Consider the following 15,249-nt stretch of genomic DNA (forward strand, 5'->3'; position numbering starts at 1 on the left):
AAAACCGATAAATCTTCATTCAGATTCATAAGATATGTTCGGAAGAATTGAATACGGCTCGCTTCTAGCAAATGCATATGGACCCCGGTTCGGTACCCGACGTCGACCCAGTCACTCACGGCGGGACCGCAGACCACTCGCTCGTCGACTTCAGTCTCGGGTCGAATCCCGAGCGTCCGTCCGGTCTCGCGAGTATCTACGAGTCGGCGTTCTCTACGTCACAACGGTATTCGCTGGACGACTACTCTGAGTTTCGCGTCGCGGCGGCCGACTACGTCGCCTGCAACCCAGAGCAGATTATTCCAGCGGCGGGCGTCGTCGAAGCACTTCGTCTCGCAATCGGTGTCACCGTCTCCCCCGGCGACTCGGTTGCGATTCCCGAACCGTGTTGCGGCGAGTACGCTCGCGAAATCCGGTTGCAGGGAGGAACCCCCGTTCGTATCCCGTACGACCGGATGTTCGAGGAAATCGACCCGTCCGAGTACGCGGCAGTGGTGGTGAGTCACCCGAGTAATCCGATGGGTATGGCGTACGAGACGGACGCGCTCAGCGCGTTCGCCGACGAATGCAGACGGGTCGGCACCCCGCTCATCGTCGACGAGTCGTTCCTCGGCTTTACTCGCTTGCCGAGTACCGCCGGCCTCGACGGCGTCATCACGCTCCACTCGGTGACGAACGTCTTCGGCGTGCCGTCACTCCGCGCTGGATTCGCGGCGGCGACGGGAGAACTCCGCGAGAGACTCGCCCGCGCCCGATGTACGTGGGTGCTGTCCGCACCGGCAGTCGAAGCGGCGACGTACTGCCTCAAACAGGACGACTTCCTCGAAGACACCCGTGACCGTGTCCACCGAGAGCGCGAGCGGATGACGGACGAACTGTCCTCGTTCGGGTACTACGTCTACCCCGCCGACAGTGCGCTCATCCTGTTCGAAACCGACGACGTCGACACCGTCCTCCACGAGACGCGGAAACACGGATTCGCGGTCCGCGACGCTCGCAACTATCCTAGCCTCGACTCCCACGTTCGCATCAATGTCCGTCGACCACACGAGAACGACGGCCTCCTCGACGCGCTCGCGAACGCGAACTGACCGAGCGACTGCCGGCCATCGGCCGCTCTCGGTACCGACACCGGCGTTAGCGATTCAGATGGACGATGACCACGACAGTCAACAGCGTCGCGAACGCGGCGACTGTCGACTCTGCGACGGCGAAAGAAAACGAACCAATTACTATTTGAATCATTGCCTTACATCCACCCACAGATACTCCATTCTATTAATTGTTGTTACTATTTGACACCGTGAGAGTGGACGACCGCTCTCAGCCTTCCGAACACTTATAGAAAATCACCGAAGACGTGGGGCCATGGTCGAGGCGTTCGCCGTCGCCAGCGGGAAGGGCGGCACGGGAAAGACGACGAGCACGCTCGCGCTGGGGATGGCGCTCGCCGAGGAGTACGACGTAACCGTCATCGACGCCGACACGGGGATGGCGAACCTGCTGTTCCACGCCGGGTTGGACGACGCCGACGTGACGCTCCACGACTTGCTCATCGAGGAACGTGACGCCAGCGTCGACGACGCCGTCTACGAACGCTTCGGGATGTCCGTCGTCCCCTGCGGAACGAGTCTGGCGTCGTTCGAAGCGGCCGACCCGGAACGCCTGCGCGACGTCGTCGCGGAACTCGCGAGCGACACCGACGTGCTCTTGCTCGACTCACCGGCCGCTCTGGGGTCGAAGAGTGCCGTCTTGCCTATCGTGTTGGCCGACCGCATCGTCGTCGTCTTACAACCGACGGTGCCGTCGCTCTCTGACGGTCTGAAGGTCCAGGAGTACGCCCACTCCTACGGCACCGACACTGCGGGTGTCCTGTTCAACCGCGTCCGCCCCGACGAAGACGTCGACACGATTGCCGAACAGGCCGGTCGGTACTTCGGCGGGCAGACACTCGCGTCGATACCGGAGAGTGACGCGGTTCGCGCCGCGCGTCGAGCAGGCGAACCCCTCTTGGCACACGCTTCTGACGACCCGGCAGCGGACGCCTTCCGAGAGGCCGCCGCCCGGTTGGACGTCCGCGACGGCGATGGCCGTGACGTCGCACAGCGGTTCAAGAGCGCCGTCGTCCCTGACCGCGTATGAGGATTCCACGTGGCGCACTCCGACGGTCACGGGTCGTCGACGACCCGGGCGACGTCCTTCGGACGGTTCTCGACGAGGAACTCACCGGCTACGTCGTCTTCGAACCACAGGACGCACTACTCCTCGGTGAGGCCACACGCGGCATCGTCACCTTCGAAGACGGCGTCCCGGTTCTCGCGTACGACACCGAACGAGACTGTGGCGGCCAGGCGGGACTCGAAGGGTTCGCAGTCACCGGGCCGAACCGCGTCTCGGTCCACGTCGTCGACGCCGATGCGCTCTCGGAGGCCCACGAGACGGACGAATTCCGCATCCCACCGGGAGAACCCGCGCGCGTCCTCGCCGGTGACGAACGACTCGCTACGGAGACGGCCGAGGTGGCACCCGAGTCTCGTCGCGAAGCGGGGCGTTCTCAGAGCGCAGTCGAGGCGTTCCTCGCAAACGAGGATGCTATCGAGGAGATTCGTTCCGAGGCGAGAGAAGAGGCGCGCGCACGGGCGGCCGAGTGGGGACTCGACGACGTTCTCGAAGACGACGAAACGCGCAGTGTCGAGACGCCGTCCATCGACACCGGGACAGAGAGTCGCTAACACGCTTCTCGAAGCCTGAGAAGCGTGATTTGGGGTTATGACCTCGACACCCGATAGTACAATTATGTCTGTAGAATCTACCCCTCAACTGTTGACCTTCGACATCAGCGCACAGGCAGAAAACCCCACCCAGACACGCGTCTCGACTCGTGGCTTCGAGTTCGTCGTCGACGAACCCGACTCACTCGGTGGGACCGACGTCGGCCCGAACCCCGTCGAATACCTCCTCGGTGCACTCGCCGGCTGTCTGAACGTCACCGCCCACGTAGTCGCCCGCGAGATGGATCTCGACGTCTCGAACCTCGAAATCGGTATCGAAGGTGACCTCGACCCCGCGAAGTTCATGGGGAAGAACGACGACGGACGCGCCGGCTTCCGGGAGATTCGCGTCGACGTCGAAGCAGACGTGGACGCCTCGGACGAGACCATCCGAACGTGGCTCTCGGCGGTCGAAAAGCGGTGCCCGGTGAGCGACAACCTGACCGGCGACACCCCAATCGCGCTCTCGTTTACCTTCCGGTAAGCGTCGCTCCCTGTCTCGCTGTGCGTCAGAACTGCTTGTTTTGTGTCTCGCCTCGCACCTGCGACGGGTACGTTTCGTCGTCTACTCGACTCGGTGCGTCGTCGTTACAACACGTCGATTTCGTCCGAGTGGGCAGTCGTGACTTCGACCCGTCCGGTCGCAGTGTCGAACTCGACGGTTCGCCCGTGTTCGCCGCCCGTCGCTTCGGCGACGATGGGCACGTCCAGTCGGTCGAGTTCTTCGCGGGCGACGGCGGCGTTCTTCCTGCCGACACCCTTTCCGAGTGCCTTGAGTTCGAAGATGTCCGCGCCGCCGACGAGACGCGCCTCGATAGACGCGTAGCCAGCGCCCGCTTCGACCATCTCGCGGAGCATCGTCTGGATGGCGGCGTCGACGTACTTCCCCGAAGACGCGCCGTGGCCCGTCTCCTGTCGGGGTAGGAGCGTGTGGGCGAGTGCGCCGACGCTGGCGTCGGTGTCCCACAGGACGATTGCGACGCACGCCCCGAGTCCGTAGGCGACGAGCGTCTCACCGTCGTTCGCGACGTGATAGTCCGAGACGCCGACGAGTCGCTCTTCGCGAGTCGCTTCGTCTTCCTCGTCGCCGAAGTCGAACGTCTTCACAGGTCTTCGACCTCCTCGAACGTCCCGGCGGCGATTTCTTCGACCAGGTCGGCGTCGAACTCTTCGGGCACGAACTCGGTCTCTTCGACGTCGTGTCCGAGCGACTCGTCGATACGTCGCTCGTCGAGGCGGTCCAGTGCCGCTTCGAGGTCCGTCTCGTCGGGAATCGCGTAGATGTCGACGTCGAACTCTCTGTCGACGGCGCGGATGCGGGTGTCGAAGACGAAGGCGAACTCCTGTACCTCGCTCAGGCCGACGATGAGTGGGTCGACGACGGCCGCACCCATGTCGTGGGCGTAGGCGGGCGTCGAGTGGTCGATAGTCGCATCGAGCATGTTCGCCCACCCGTCGAGGAGGCCACTCGTCATGACGTTGCTCAACTCCTTGATGGCGTCCTGTTCGAACGCGCCGAATCCACCGCTCGGCGAGTCGCCGACAGTGGCCGCGACGAGTTCGTTCGCCGACCGGGGTTCGAACAGGAAGAGCAAGTAGCCACCGAGCGTCCCGCTGAAACTGAACGCGACGCTGACGAGGGGTTCGTTCGGAACCGTCTCCGGGATGGCGTCGAGCGAGATGAAGTTGATGCGGCGGATATCCACGTCCATCTCGATGCCGGTCATCCGCGTGAGGTTCTCTGCGACGCGCGTCGCACCGTGTTGGGCCATCTGGTCGAACCCCGCGAGTTTGTCGTACTCGATGCCCTCGTCGTCCGTCTGCGTCTCGAACAGACTGGCGATGGAGTCGTGTTCGGGGATGAGGTAGTGTTCGAACCCGAACTCGGTCCCCGTCGTCTCGATTTGGCTCTGGAAGACGAGCGCCAACTCCTCGTGCATCTTCTCGAACTCTTCTTCGTCGATGAACGCGGTGGCCGTGTCGCCGATGACGTAGTCCGGTGCCGACACGTCGATTTCAGCCTGCAACACGTCGGCCCACCCGTCGACGAACCCGCTGTTCATGATGTGGCAGAGTTCGACGATGGCGCTCGTCGCCAGTTCGTTCGTCGGTTCGTCGTCGACGTCGTCGACGAGCGTTCCGACGACGGACCGCGCGCTCTCGTGGTCGAACAACAGTAGCGACGTCCCGGACAGTTCGCCCTCTAACGACACGCGAATCCCGACTTTCTCTTTCCCGTCGTCGAGTTCGGTCCGTATCTCTTCGCGGTGGGTGAAGTGGAGTCGCGTCACCTTCACGCGCGTGTCGAACTCGGACATCGAGTTCAGTCGGGTCGCCGCGAGTCCGGCCCCTTCCCGGGCCATCTCGTAGAACGTCCCGAGTGCGTTGACGTTGAGCTTCACGGGTTGGCCCCCGAACTCACCGTCTCCATGTCGAGGCGGTTCAGAATTTCGACGAAGACTTCGTTCTCGGGGAACAGATAGAGTTCGACGTCGATGTCGTGACTCGTGATGTGGAACGTCGATTCGAGGTAGAGGCCCCTGTCTTCTTCGTCGGTGATTGCCCGCTCGATAATCTGTGGGAGTTGGCTGTTTCGCGTGACTGGCGGCCACGTGGCGATGTGCTGGTCGAACGCGTCCGCCAGGGCGTCGAGGAAGCCGTTTGCGACCATGCCGCCGAGTTCGACGATGGAACTGACCGCCATGTCGTTCGACACCTCCGCGAGTTCTTCGTCCGTGTCCGACAGCATCAGTCGGACGGCGCGTTTCGCACTCGCAGGCGGGAACAACACGAGCATACAACCGTGGGGTACCCCGTTGAGGCCGACTCTGACGCCCAGTCGCTTCTCGTCTGGGAACGCCAGGCCGACACTCGACTCGTCGACGTACCCGTTCTTGACGACTTCCGACCTGACGGCAGTCGACTTGCCGGCCAGTTTCCCGAGTCGTGACTCGACACCGGAGACGCCCAACTCCCCGAGGTAGTTGAGGACGCCGAGCTTCTCGATGTCGATTCTGTGCACTGCTTCCGTCGTTTGGTCCATTTCCGTCATAGTGTTGTCACGTCGATGATGTTCACCAGCGTTCCGTCCCCGCTCATCGTCGCCCCACTGATTCCGGGCACGTCGCCGAGCAGTTTCTCGTAGGGTTTGACGACCACCTCTCGGGCGTCGTCGACTTCGTCACAGACGAGTGCGAACTCCCGTGTCTCGGGTTCCAGACGGACGAGTACGCGCTTGCCCTCGGGAACCCCACTGGCGTCGCTCCCGCCAGCGACGGCCTCCGAATCGAGGCCACTCGTGGGTCCGCCGGCGTCGCCAGTCTCCGTCACGTCGGTGCCCGTCTCGACGCCCAGTGCGTCACTGAGACGACGGTACGGGATGCGAGCAGGCCGGTCGGACACCTCCTCGGGCCACTCCACGGCGACCGTTCCGTCGTCGTCGAGGTCCGCCTCGTCGACGAGTTCGACGTCCGCGACGGCGCTCGCCGGAATCGCGTACTGCTCCGGTCCGACGCCGACGAACAGCATCTTCGAGACGGCGACAGACACCGGGAGACGCAACCTGACGGTGGTCCCCGACCCGGGTTCGCTCTCGATGTCGACCGTTCCGTCGAGTGAGTTGACGGTTCGCCTGACGGCGTCCATCCCGACACCGCGACCACTCACGTCGGTCACCTCGTCGGCGGTCGTAAAGCCGGGTTCGAAGACGAGTTCGTACACTTCGTCGAACGACATCCGCTCGGCCCGTTCCCGGGAGATGATGTCGTTGTCGATGGCCTGCTGGCGGATGCGCTCGGCGCTCAGGCCGCGGCCGTCGTCTTCGACTTCGATGACGACGCGTTCGCGGTCCCGCCACGCACGGAGTTCGACGGTTCCTTCGCGTGGCTTGTCCAGTCGTTCACGTTCGTCCGGCGGTTCGATACCGTGGTCGACGGCGTTGCGGACGAGGTGGACGAGTGGGTCGCCGAGTTTCTCGACGATACTTCTGTCGAGGTCGACACCCTCGTCGGACACCTCGTAGGCCACTTCTTTGTCCTGTGTGCGAGCGATGTCGCGGACGACGCGCGGGAGGCCGTCGATTGCCGTCGAAAGCGGCATCAGACGGAGGTTCATCACCGCGCGGCGGAGTTCGCCCGTCACCGAGTCCATCACCGAGAGGTGGTCGTCGATGTCGTCATCGTCGGACTGCTTGATTCGCAGTTGCGTCAGCGACAGTTCCTCGACGAGATTCAACAGTGAGTCCGCGTTCTCTACGTCGACGGTGAGCGACTGAATCCGGTCGCTCTCGCGCGTCTCTCCGAAGTCGAGTGGGTAGTCGGCCGTTCCGCTCGACTGGTAGCGGGCGGTGTCGAGACTGCTCGCTTCGATGGTCGCCGAGGCGGTCTGTACGAGTTGGACTTTGTCGTCGTCGGTGCTGCCACCGAAGCGTTCTGCGAACCGAGATTCGAACGCCATCGTGTGTTCGTCACGTTCGAACGACACGTCGGTGGCACCCGCGTCCGTGTCGTCGGTGAGGCCGCCGGCCGTGAGTTCGTCCACGTCGGGCAGGTCCACGTCGGTCGGTCCCAGGTCGTCGACGCTGCTCTCGGAGGCAACGTCGATATCGCCGCTCTCGGCGCTCTCCTCGTCCGCCGGGTGGCCCTCGCCACCAACGTCGAGACTCCCGCTCAGGAAGTCCTCGGGGAGGTCGAGTTCGTCGCCGAAGGGTTCTGCGTCCGGGTCGTCGCCGAAGGGTTCGGTGTCCGAGTCGGCGTCGAACGTCCCGGGGAAGTCACTCTCGACGTCGTCTTCGTCGGCGCGGGCACCAGTTGCACTGTCGGCGTCTGCGTCCGCCGTCGGGAAGTCGTCTGAAAAGTCCTCTCCGCTGATGTCGATGTCGTCGCTCGCGAACTCCTCTGAAACCTCGTCGTCGCCCGTCGAGAAGTCGATGTCGCCGACGCCGAACTCGTCGGGGACGTCGCCTTCCGCGACGCCCTCGGGACCGTCGTCGTCTTCTGCGAACGTCTCGGGGAACTCGGGCGTGTCTGCGGGCGACGTTTCGGGTTCCGTCTCCTCGGCAGGAGTCGTCTCGGTTGGCGTCTCTTCTGTGGGCGTCGCCTCGGGTGACGTCGCTTCTGTGGGTGTCTCTTCGGTTGCTGGTTCTTCCGCAGGTGCTTCTTCTGCCGGGGCCTCTGCAGTTGGCGTCTCTTCGGTCGTCGGTTCTGCAACAGGTGTCTCTTCTGCGGGACTCTCCGCGGTTGGCGTCTCCTCGGCAGAAGACTCAGCAGACGCATCTCCGTCGTCGGGTTCGGGGCCGAACGTCTTCCCGTCGGGGAACGAGATATCCGGTTCGCTGGTATCGCTCTCGGCGCTCGTGTCTGCCGTCGAGACGTCGCTCGCTGTCGTCCTGTCGGCCGGGTCGACGAGGTCGCCGCCCTCGAATGGATTCTGGGCGTCCGCGCCCGCCGCCGTCACCCCGTCTGCCTCTGCCGTCTCGCCCTCGCCAGCAGTGGGCGTGTCGTCCGGCGTCGACGGGACTGTCGACTCGTAGCCGAAGTCTTCGGGCCTGATGGCGTCGTCGGGTGCCAGTGTCTCGGTGTCGGCCGTCGAACTCGGCGGTCGCTCGGTGGTGTCGTCGTCGGCGTCTGCATCTTCCTCCGGGAGGGCAGAGTCGTCTATCTCACCCTCGATGAGGTCCTGAATCGAGAGTTCGTCGTCGTGGTCGAACTCGCCGAACTCCACGTCGACGAGTTCCCTGTCGAGCGCCGAGACGTCGTCCGTCTGGACGTCGTTCTTGATGCTCGCGAACTCGTCCATCGCCCCCGACGACTGGGGTTGGATGTCTCTCGTCGGTCCCGGAGCGTCGCCGTCGTCGTCACTCGGTGTCGCATCACCGTCGTCATCCGTCGCTTGTTCGCCGTCGTCGTCATCCGTCGGCTGAGACGACTCACGTTCGTCGAAGGTACCCCATCGAGACTGCTCGTCGGGGTCCGTCTCGTCGGGGTCGTCCATGTCGGCCAGCAACCGGTCTAAATCGTCGAATCCGCTCGCAGATTCGAGGGCGTCGACGACTGTCTGGTCGAACTCCTCCGACGGGTCGTCGGGGGGCGCGTTCGGTTCCTCTGGGCTGTCGGTGGACGCTGCCCATCCGGGGCCGCCAGTCGACTCGTCTCGATAGCGGTCCATCTCTGCACGGAGTGCCGACGCCGACGGTTCGGGGTCTGTCGTGACCGATTGGTCGTGCCACTCTTTGAGGATGTCGTCGATGTCGTCGACTGCCGCGAGTGCGGCGTCTATCAAGTCGGGGTTCGGTGTCAGTGACCCGTCACGGAGGCTACTCAGGAAGTCTTCGACGGCGTGTGCGAGACGACTCGCACCGTCGAGGCCCGCCATACTGCAGTTGCCTTTCAACGAGTGCGCCGTCCGAAACAGTTCGTCGACGAGTTCACGACTCCCGCCGCTGCGTTCGAGTTCGACGAGTCCGTTCGTCAGTTGCCGGACGGACGCCCGCGTCTCGCGGACGAATTCGTCGTCTCGGCTCACGGTGGTCTCCCTCGATTGCTGACGACGGCAGTCGTCGACGGTACCACTGTGTGTCTCATGATTCGACTTCTTCTTCCTCTCGGTCCGCGAGGATGCTCTCTATCGCTTTGACTATCTCGTCGTCGTCGAACGGTTTCGTGATGTAGCCGTCTGCGCCTGCCCGCGCAGCGAGTTCCATCTTCTTCCGCTGTCCGACGCTCGTACACATGATGACGCGGGCGTCCTTGTCGAGATGCTTGATGGCCGCGGTGGCTTTCACACCGTTTGCCTTCCGCATCACGATGTCCATCAAGACGATGTCGATGTCGTCACCGTGTTCTTTGTACTTCTGGACTGCCCACGCGCCGTTCTGTGCTTCATCGACGATTTCGTACGTGTCCTCGTCGAGCGCGCTCTTCAGCCTACTCCGCATGTAGCTCGAGTCGTCGACGATTAGAATCCCGATTGACATGTTTGCGTCCTACGTTGACCTCGGTTCGGTTGTGTTCATCTGTCGTTGTCTCTGTCGTTTCGTGTTAGTGTGTGTCCGCGGGGTGAAGCGCGGCGATGAGTTGGTGACTGTCGAAGACGTGGATGTCGGGACCGTCGCCGTCCGTGATGGCGGCCCGAAACCAGCGGTCGTCCAGTGGCGTGCCCCCCTCGGTCGGTGGGACGACTGACTCGACGTGATGCCGCTCGATACCGTCGACTGTCTCTACGAGGAGGCCAGTCGGTTGCGGCGTGTCGTCTCTGTCGAGGAGTACGAGGTAGGCGTTCTCGGGGTCGGCGAACGGTCGCTCCTGTCCGACGACGGCGTACGTGTCGACTGCGACGACGACGTCGCCTTCGACCGTCATCGACCCGTAGATACCCTCCGGGGCGTTCGGGACGCGAGTGGTCGCTGGCTTTCGGATAACCTGGGCGACTCGACCCAACTCCAGCGCGTACCGGTCTCCGTGGAGTCTGAACTCCAGGAACTCGATGACCGACTCCGGCGAGACGCTCTCGCCTTCGTCGAACTCCGGTGACTGCTCGCTCACGGCTTCCCCCTCTCCGAGCAGTGGTACGCGGTCGTCGGTTGCATCATCGTTCTGCTGAGTTGTCTACGGTCGATTCGTGACTCTCGTCTGCTGGTTCGTCGCTCGATTCGGTCTCCGTCTCGTCTGCGCCGTCCGCTTCGTCGACGACTTCGTCGAGTGCGATTGGGTCGTTCGAATCGCCGTCGAAACTGAACGGTGACTCGTCTGCGGCGGTGTCGCCGTCAGCGTCCTCACTCACCAGTGCGTCCGACTCTTCGACCAGTTGGTCCGCCTCGTCGTCAGCCAACGGGTCCACCTCGTCGTCGGTCAACGGGTCCATCTCGTCGTCGGGTTCGCCCGAGAACGTTGGCTCGCCGTCGTCCGCATCGGCAGGCGGTTCGGAACCGTCGCCTTCGGGTGTTTCGACGGGTTCGTCGGCCGGTTCGGGACTGCCGTCCGTGTCCGCGAGTTCGGCCGCGTCGTCCGCGTCGTCCGCGTCGTCGTCGCTCGCTGCTGCCTCGGCGACGGACATCTGCGTCTGGAACTCGTCGAACGTCTGCGAGAGGCGGTTCGCCTGCGTCGCGAGTGCGCCTGCACGGTTGGAGACTGCGCTCAGTGCGCGGGTCTGCTCTTCGGCACCGGTCGCGGCCGCTTCTGCTTCTTCGACCGTCTCGGCGCTAATCTCCGTCGCGTCGTCGACTGCAGCGAGAACGTCCTGTGTCGCTTCGGCCTGTTGGCTCGTCACAGAACTAATCTCCTGGACACCAGTGTTGGTCTCCTGTGCGTTCTCGGCAATCTGGTTGAGTGCCTCCGCGGCGTTCTCGACCGACCCCGTGTGTCGGGCGATTTGCTCTCGCGTGTCGCGCACTTCTTCGACCGTCTCGGAGGTCTGTGACTGAATCTCTTCGAGACGCGTCTCGATGTCAGTCGCGGCTTCCTTGGTCCCCTCTGCGAGTTCCTTGATTTCGCGGGCGACCACGGCGAACCCTTGCCCGGATTCGCCTGCGCGGGATGCTTCGATGTTGGCGTTCAACGCCAGCATGTTCGTCTGCTCTGCAATCTCACGGATGAAGTCGATGAGGTCGTCGATTTGCTGGACTTCGGACTCCAGTCGCTCGATTTCTTCGACCGTATCGACGGACTCCTGCTCGATCTCCTTCATGCCCGTGATTGCTTCCGTCGCGGCCTCACGACCCTCACGCCCGGTTTCGACCGTCTGCTGGGCGAGGTCTGCGACGTCGCTCGACGAGGCGTCGATTTCCTCGACGGTCGCAGAGAGGTTACTCATGTCCATCGCGACCGAATCGAGGTTCTCGTACTGGGTCTCTGCCACGTCGGAGATGCTGTGGAGACTGCCGGAGACCTGTTCACTCCCTTCGCGCACTTCGGCGGCGCTCACGGTCACTTCGTTGCTCAGCGTCGCGACTTCCTTCGCGAAGTTCTCGGCGTGGACCATCGTCCGCTCGAACTCGGCCATCATCTCGTTGAACTTGACGGCGAATTCGGCGGCAACCTCGTTTTCGACGTCTTCGTCCATCCGCTGAGAGAGGTCACCTTCGGCGCACTCCTCCAGAACTTCGGCGTACTCGCCCGCCATCGCCTTCAACTGCTGGTTCTCCGTGGCCAACTCGTCGCGTTCGTCTTGCAGCGACGCGATTTGCTGGCGAGCGCCTTCCAGTTCTGCTGATTTCGCCTCGCGCGCGTCGAGAATCTCGTTCGTCGCGGTTGCGAGTCCCGCCATCGCGTCGTTCGTGGCGTTGGCGTTGATGCGAACCGATTCGTCCGTCGTCGCCGTCTCCAGCGACTCCGAGTACTTCCCTGCAATCGCTTCGATTCTGCGAATTCGCTTCTCCAGTTCGTCTCTGTCGGACGTCGTCTGTTCGAGACGTTCGACGACGGTGTCGCGGAAGGCAGCAATCGACCGCGACAGACGCCCGAGTGCGTCGAGCCGTTCCTGTTCGACCGGCACGTCGAAGTTGCCGTTTTTCAGATGTTCGGTGCTCGAATCGAGGGAGGCCACCGACTTCATCGTGCTCCGAACCATCAACCCGCCGAGGACCCCACTCACGACGATACCGCCGACGGCCGCAGCGACGATATCCGTCGGAATTTGATACGCTGTTGTTCGCCCCACACCTAGTGCCACCGCACCGATGACGACGCCGATGCTGCCCAGTACCACTCCGAACCGAAGTGCGTACCGTCGGCGTATGAACCTAGGTAGAAGGAGACCGAGTATATCTACCATATGCCACGAATGTCTCATCTGATACTATAAACCTTCGCACAATATTGACAGTCTGTTTGGAAAACTAGATTGGCATTATACGGCGGATTAAGCCGGTGTAAATGACCCGTTGTCCGCCGAGATGTGGCTACGACCACCGTGGTTCGAGGGCGTTCGTCGACAGTCGAACGTCGTCACCCGACGTGGTGTCCGGTCAGGTGCTTTCGTGGCTCACGACGAGTTCGCAGTGGTCGTCGCCGTCGAGCATACAGGACGGTTCTGTAATCTCGAACGGTTCGTCGAAGTGTTCGCCGACGCCGTTGATGATGCCTCTCGCGAGGTGACACATCTCCCGTTCGGAGTCGTAGACGACGCTCACCGTCTCGTTGTCGCGCCACCCTGCTTCGAGTTCGGGCGGCGTGTACGTCGAAATCTGTTTCTCCCGGAGTGCGATGTGGATGTACCGCTCGACGTTGGCGATGAGTTCGAGTCCGCTCCAGTCTTTGTCGACGTGGACGCCGTACGTTTCGAGCAGTGGGGGGACGAGGAACTCGCCGAACATCTCGAGCAGGTCCGGAATGGGGATGTCCGTCAGTTCCGACGCCGTCTCGACGAGCGTGAGCACGTCTTCGTCCGGATACTCCGACACCGGGACGTAGATTCGTCCGGGGAGTCCCGCTTCTTTCTGCAACGTCGTCCACGTCTCGCGGTCGTACGTCTGGACGACGAAGTCTTTCAACTGATTGAGAACGATGCCGTGCACGACTCAGCGCCCTCCGAATACTCGCGGCGGTAGTCGCTGTGCCCGGGCCGACGACAGGGGGAAGGTAGTCGAAATCACACGTAGACGATAATATGTTATGTAATCGTATAAAATATTTTCAATCAGAAAACTTACACTCCGAGATAAACTTATCACACAGTGATTTAATATCCCCTTTATGTCGGGCACCCAATCACTGTACGACCGTCTCGGCGGACGTGAGGCGATCGCAGCAGTCGTCGACGAATTCTACGACCGGATGTTAGACGACGAGCGAGTCGCACACTACTTCGACGACATCGACATGGCCGCACAGCGGGCACACCAGACCCGATTTATCAGTCACGTCGCCGGTGGCCCCGTCGAGTACACGGGCGCAGATATGCGCGAAGCGCACGAGCACCTCGAGTTGACAACGGAGGACTTCGAGGTGACTGCCGAGCATCTGCAGGGTGCACTAGAAGCGTTCGACGTCCCCGAAGACGACATCGAGGAAGTGATGTCTGCTGTCGCCGGGTTACGAGACGAAATCGTGACGGCCTGACTGGCCGGTCACCGCGGTTCTCGGTTTTCTGTCGACTCGTCCTGTGACTCCCGTCTCCGTAGCCTCGTTCGCCCCTCTACGTGGTGGTTCCGTCGGCGAACGCGGTACGCTCATTGTGCGCATTGAGCAAATGACATTAGAAAAATGTTTTAAACTTTGAGAATGTACGGATATACTGCAGGTAGATACCTGCACTTGGGTTGCGTATACCGGGGAGTTTTCCCCAGTGTCCGTGGAGTGTGGACGGGTGCCCGGTCGTCCACACTCTTACTTCTCTACTCTCTGAGCGACTCGCCTCCAGCACGCACGGCTATCGTCTTCGGAGTCGAATCGTATCGAATGGACGACACTGACACCTCTTCCCCCGACAGCGTCTGGCCGCGCGGTCCGCCACGAGTCGGTGAGTACGCCGAGCGCTCCCGGTACATCGAACCGGAGTACATCGAACTCTTCTCGGAACTGAGCGGCGACCACAACCCACTTCACTTCGACGAAGCAGTCGCCGAGGCGTCCGCGTTCGGTGAGATTGTCGTGCAGGGCGGTGTGACGAGTGCGCTCCTCAACGCTATCGTCGCCGAGGACCTGCCCGGCCCCGGAAGCGTGTTCCTCAGCGTCGACTGGGACTTCACCGCGCCGGTCCGCCCCGGCGACACGATTACCGGATGGGTCGAGGTCACGAAGGTCCGCGAGGACAAGCCGATTACCGAACTCGAGGCGGAGATTACGCGCGACGACGGAACGGTCGTTCTGACGGGGACTGTCGTCTGTTACACGATGCCGATAGCGGGCGCTGACGCGGCGTGAACTGACCCTAAAAAATCCCGTTCGGTGTCCTCACCGCTCCGGCAAGTCGACGATGCCGAGTTGACTGAGCATGCCGAGCATGTCGGGTTGGACCCATCGCTCGGCAACCATCCCGTCTTCGATACGTGTGAACACCATGTTCCCGACTTCGAACCGCTTCCCGCTCGGTTCGACGCCCATGAACTCACCCGCGTGCGTGCCGCGGAGTGTGAGTCGCATGGCGACGATGTCGCCCTCTGTGACAGTTTCTTCGACTGTCGCAGAGAAGTCGCCGAACGATTCGAGGAGGGACCGCATCTGTGTCTTGAACTCGTCGCGTCCCGTCGTCTCCCACATCGGCGTGTGGTCGATGAAGTCCTCGGTACAAATCTCGTCGATAAGGTCGAAGTTCCCCTCTGTCGCAATCTCCTCTGGAATCCGTCGAGCGAGTTCCGCGTTCGCGTCTGCTCCCGGTGTTGGTGTACTTGCTGTTGCCATACGTGTTTCTCCATCGCGCCCTCACCGTGGCGATACGCCTCGTTGCGTCCGGTTCGAGCACTGTCTCCTCCTACGTGCTGTCAGACGTTAACAATTCACACAGAAGACAGAAACGAGGTAAGTGAGCGAGAACTGAATGTCTC

General features: G+C 62.4%; 15 protein-coding genes. 6 read left to right on the forward strand and 9 right to left on the reverse strand.

Annotation, left to right across the window (positions count from 1 at the left end; translation table 11 throughout):
- Nucleotides 1-77 precede the first annotated feature (77 nt).
- The 4 genes from ACK3R5_RS02485 (at nt 78) to ACK3R5_RS02500 (ending at nt 3,255) form a co-directional block, all read left to right on the forward strand.
- Nucleotides 78-1,091, forward strand: coding sequence for a pyridoxal phosphate-dependent aminotransferase (locus ACK3R5_RS02485; protein WP_411965471.1), 1,014 nt, complete (start codon nt 78-80; stop codon nt 1,089-1,091).
- A 277-nt stretch (nt 1,092-1,368) separates the two neighbouring features.
- Nucleotides 1,369-2,142 (forward strand): AAA family ATPase, encoded by a 774-nt coding sequence (locus tag ACK3R5_RS02490; RefSeq protein WP_411967960.1) that lies wholly within the window; start codon nt 1,369-1,371, stop codon nt 2,140-2,142.
- Nucleotides 2,139-2,732 carry a hypothetical protein gene (locus tag ACK3R5_RS02495; RefSeq protein ID WP_411967961.1) on the forward strand — a complete coding sequence of 198 codons (594 nt, stop codon included), beginning with the start codon at nt 2,139-2,141 and terminating at the stop codon, nt 2,730-2,732. Before ACK3R5_RS02490 ends, ACK3R5_RS02495 begins: the two co-directional genes overlap by 4 nt.
- 64 nt (nt 2,733-2,796) lie before the next feature.
- On the forward strand, nt 2,797-3,255 hold the full coding sequence (locus ACK3R5_RS02500) for an OsmC family protein (protein WP_411967962.1): 459 nt from the start codon (nt 2,797-2,799) through the stop codon (nt 3,253-3,255).
- A 104-nt stretch (nt 3,256-3,359) separates the two neighbouring features.
- Here ACK3R5_RS02500 and ACK3R5_RS02505 read toward each other — a convergent pair whose 3' ends face one another.
- From ACK3R5_RS02505 to ACK3R5_RS02540, 8 genes are all read right to left on the reverse strand, one after another.
- On the reverse strand, nt 3,360-3,878 hold the full coding sequence (locus ACK3R5_RS02505) for a chemotaxis protein CheD (RefSeq protein WP_411965475.1): 519 nt from the start codon (nt 3,876-3,878) through the stop codon (nt 3,360-3,362).
- Nucleotides 3,875-5,173 carry a chemotaxis protein CheC gene (locus tag ACK3R5_RS02510; RefSeq protein WP_411965476.1) on the reverse strand — a complete coding sequence of 433 codons (1,299 nt, stop codon included), beginning with the start codon at nt 5,171-5,173 and terminating at the stop codon, nt 3,875-3,877. The genes ACK3R5_RS02505 and ACK3R5_RS02510 overlap by 4 nt, the downstream gene beginning before the upstream one ends.
- Nucleotides 5,170-5,823: a chemotaxis protein CheC gene (locus tag ACK3R5_RS02515; RefSeq protein ID WP_411967963.1), complete on the reverse strand. Its 654-nt coding sequence runs from the start codon at nt 5,821-5,823 to the stop codon at nt 5,170-5,172. The genes ACK3R5_RS02510 and ACK3R5_RS02515 overlap by 4 nt, the downstream gene beginning before the upstream one ends.
- Nucleotides 5,820-9,293: an ATP-binding protein gene (locus tag ACK3R5_RS02520; protein ID WP_411967964.1), complete on the reverse strand. Its 3,474-nt coding sequence runs from the start codon at nt 9,291-9,293 to the stop codon at nt 5,820-5,822. The genes ACK3R5_RS02515 and ACK3R5_RS02520 overlap by 4 nt, the downstream gene beginning before the upstream one ends.
- A 55-nt stretch (nt 9,294-9,348) precedes the next feature.
- The gene (locus tag ACK3R5_RS02525; RefSeq protein WP_411965479.1) at nt 9,349-9,744 is read right to left on the reverse strand and encodes a response regulator; all 396 of its coding nucleotides are present in this window, start codon (nt 9,742-9,744) and stop codon (nt 9,349-9,351) included.
- Nucleotides 9,745-9,808: 64 nt separating this feature from the next.
- On the reverse strand, nt 9,809-10,312 hold the full coding sequence (locus ACK3R5_RS02530; RefSeq protein WP_411965480.1) for a chemotaxis protein CheW: 504 nt from the start codon (nt 10,310-10,312) through the stop codon (nt 9,809-9,811).
- 43 nt (nt 10,313-10,355) lie between these two features.
- Nucleotides 10,356-12,425, reverse strand: a complete 2,070-nt coding sequence (locus tag ACK3R5_RS02535; protein ID WP_411967965.1) for a methyl-accepting chemotaxis protein — start codon at nt 12,423-12,425, stop codon at nt 10,356-10,358.
- A gap of 307 nt (nt 12,426-12,732) precedes the next feature.
- Nucleotides 12,733-13,281 (reverse strand): heme NO-binding domain-containing protein, encoded by a 549-nt coding sequence (locus ACK3R5_RS02540; protein WP_411967966.1) that lies wholly within the window; start codon nt 13,279-13,281, stop codon nt 12,733-12,735.
- A 178-nt stretch (nt 13,282-13,459) separates the two neighbouring features.
- Here ACK3R5_RS02540 and ACK3R5_RS02545 point away from each other — a divergent pair, with 178 nt between their 5' ends.
- Nucleotides 13,460-13,825 carry a group I truncated hemoglobin gene (locus tag ACK3R5_RS02545; protein WP_411965483.1) on the forward strand — a complete coding sequence of 122 codons (366 nt, stop codon included), beginning with the start codon at nt 13,460-13,462 and terminating at the stop codon, nt 13,823-13,825.
- Nucleotides 13,826-14,164: 339 nt separating this feature from the next.
- Nucleotides 14,165-14,629, forward strand: a complete 465-nt coding sequence (locus ACK3R5_RS02550) for a MaoC family dehydratase (RefSeq protein WP_411965484.1) — start codon at nt 14,165-14,167, stop codon at nt 14,627-14,629.
- Nucleotides 14,630-14,659: 30 nt separating this feature from the next.
- On the opposite strand, the gene ACK3R5_RS02555 is transcribed toward ACK3R5_RS02550, so the two are convergent.
- Nucleotides 14,660-15,106 (reverse strand): ester cyclase, encoded by a 447-nt coding sequence (locus tag ACK3R5_RS02555; protein WP_411967967.1) that lies wholly within the window; start codon nt 15,104-15,106, stop codon nt 14,660-14,662.
- Nucleotides 15,107-15,249 lie beyond the last annotated feature (143 nt).

This window comes from Haloferax sp. YSSS75, from assembly GCF_046764215.1.
Lineage (GTDB): Archaea > Halobacteriota > Halobacteria > Halobacteriales > Haloferacaceae > Haloferax.

Coding starts and splice junctions, on each gene's coding strand:
- ACK3R5_RS02485 (WP_411965471.1), top strand. CDS start 78: ATGGACCCCGGTTCGGTACCCGACGTCGACCCAGTCACTCACGGCGGG.
- ACK3R5_RS02550 (WP_411965484.1), top strand. CDS start 14,165: ATGGACGACACTGACACCTCTTCCCCCGACAGCGTCTGGCCGCGCGGT.
- ACK3R5_RS02555 (WP_411967967.1), bottom strand. CDS start 15,106: ATGGCAACAGCAAGTACACCAACACCGGGAGCAGACGCGAACGCGGAA.
- ACK3R5_RS02490 (WP_411967960.1), top strand. CDS start 1,369: ATGGTCGAGGCGTTCGCCGTCGCCAGCGGGAAGGGCGGCACGGGAAAG.
- ACK3R5_RS02525 (WP_411965479.1), bottom strand. CDS start 9,744: ATGTCAATCGGGATTCTAATCGTCGACGACTCGAGCTACATGCGGAGT.
- ACK3R5_RS02515 (WP_411967963.1), bottom strand. CDS start 5,823: ATGACGGAAATGGACCAAACGACGGAAGCAGTGCACAGAATCGACATC.
- ACK3R5_RS02500 (WP_411967962.1), top strand. CDS start 2,797: ATGTCTGTAGAATCTACCCCTCAACTGTTGACCTTCGACATCAGCGCA.
- ACK3R5_RS02545 (WP_411965483.1), top strand. CDS start 13,460: ATGTCGGGCACCCAATCACTGTACGACCGTCTCGGCGGACGTGAGGCG.
- ACK3R5_RS02495 (WP_411967961.1), top strand. CDS start 2,139: ATGAGGATTCCACGTGGCGCACTCCGACGGTCACGGGTCGTCGACGAC.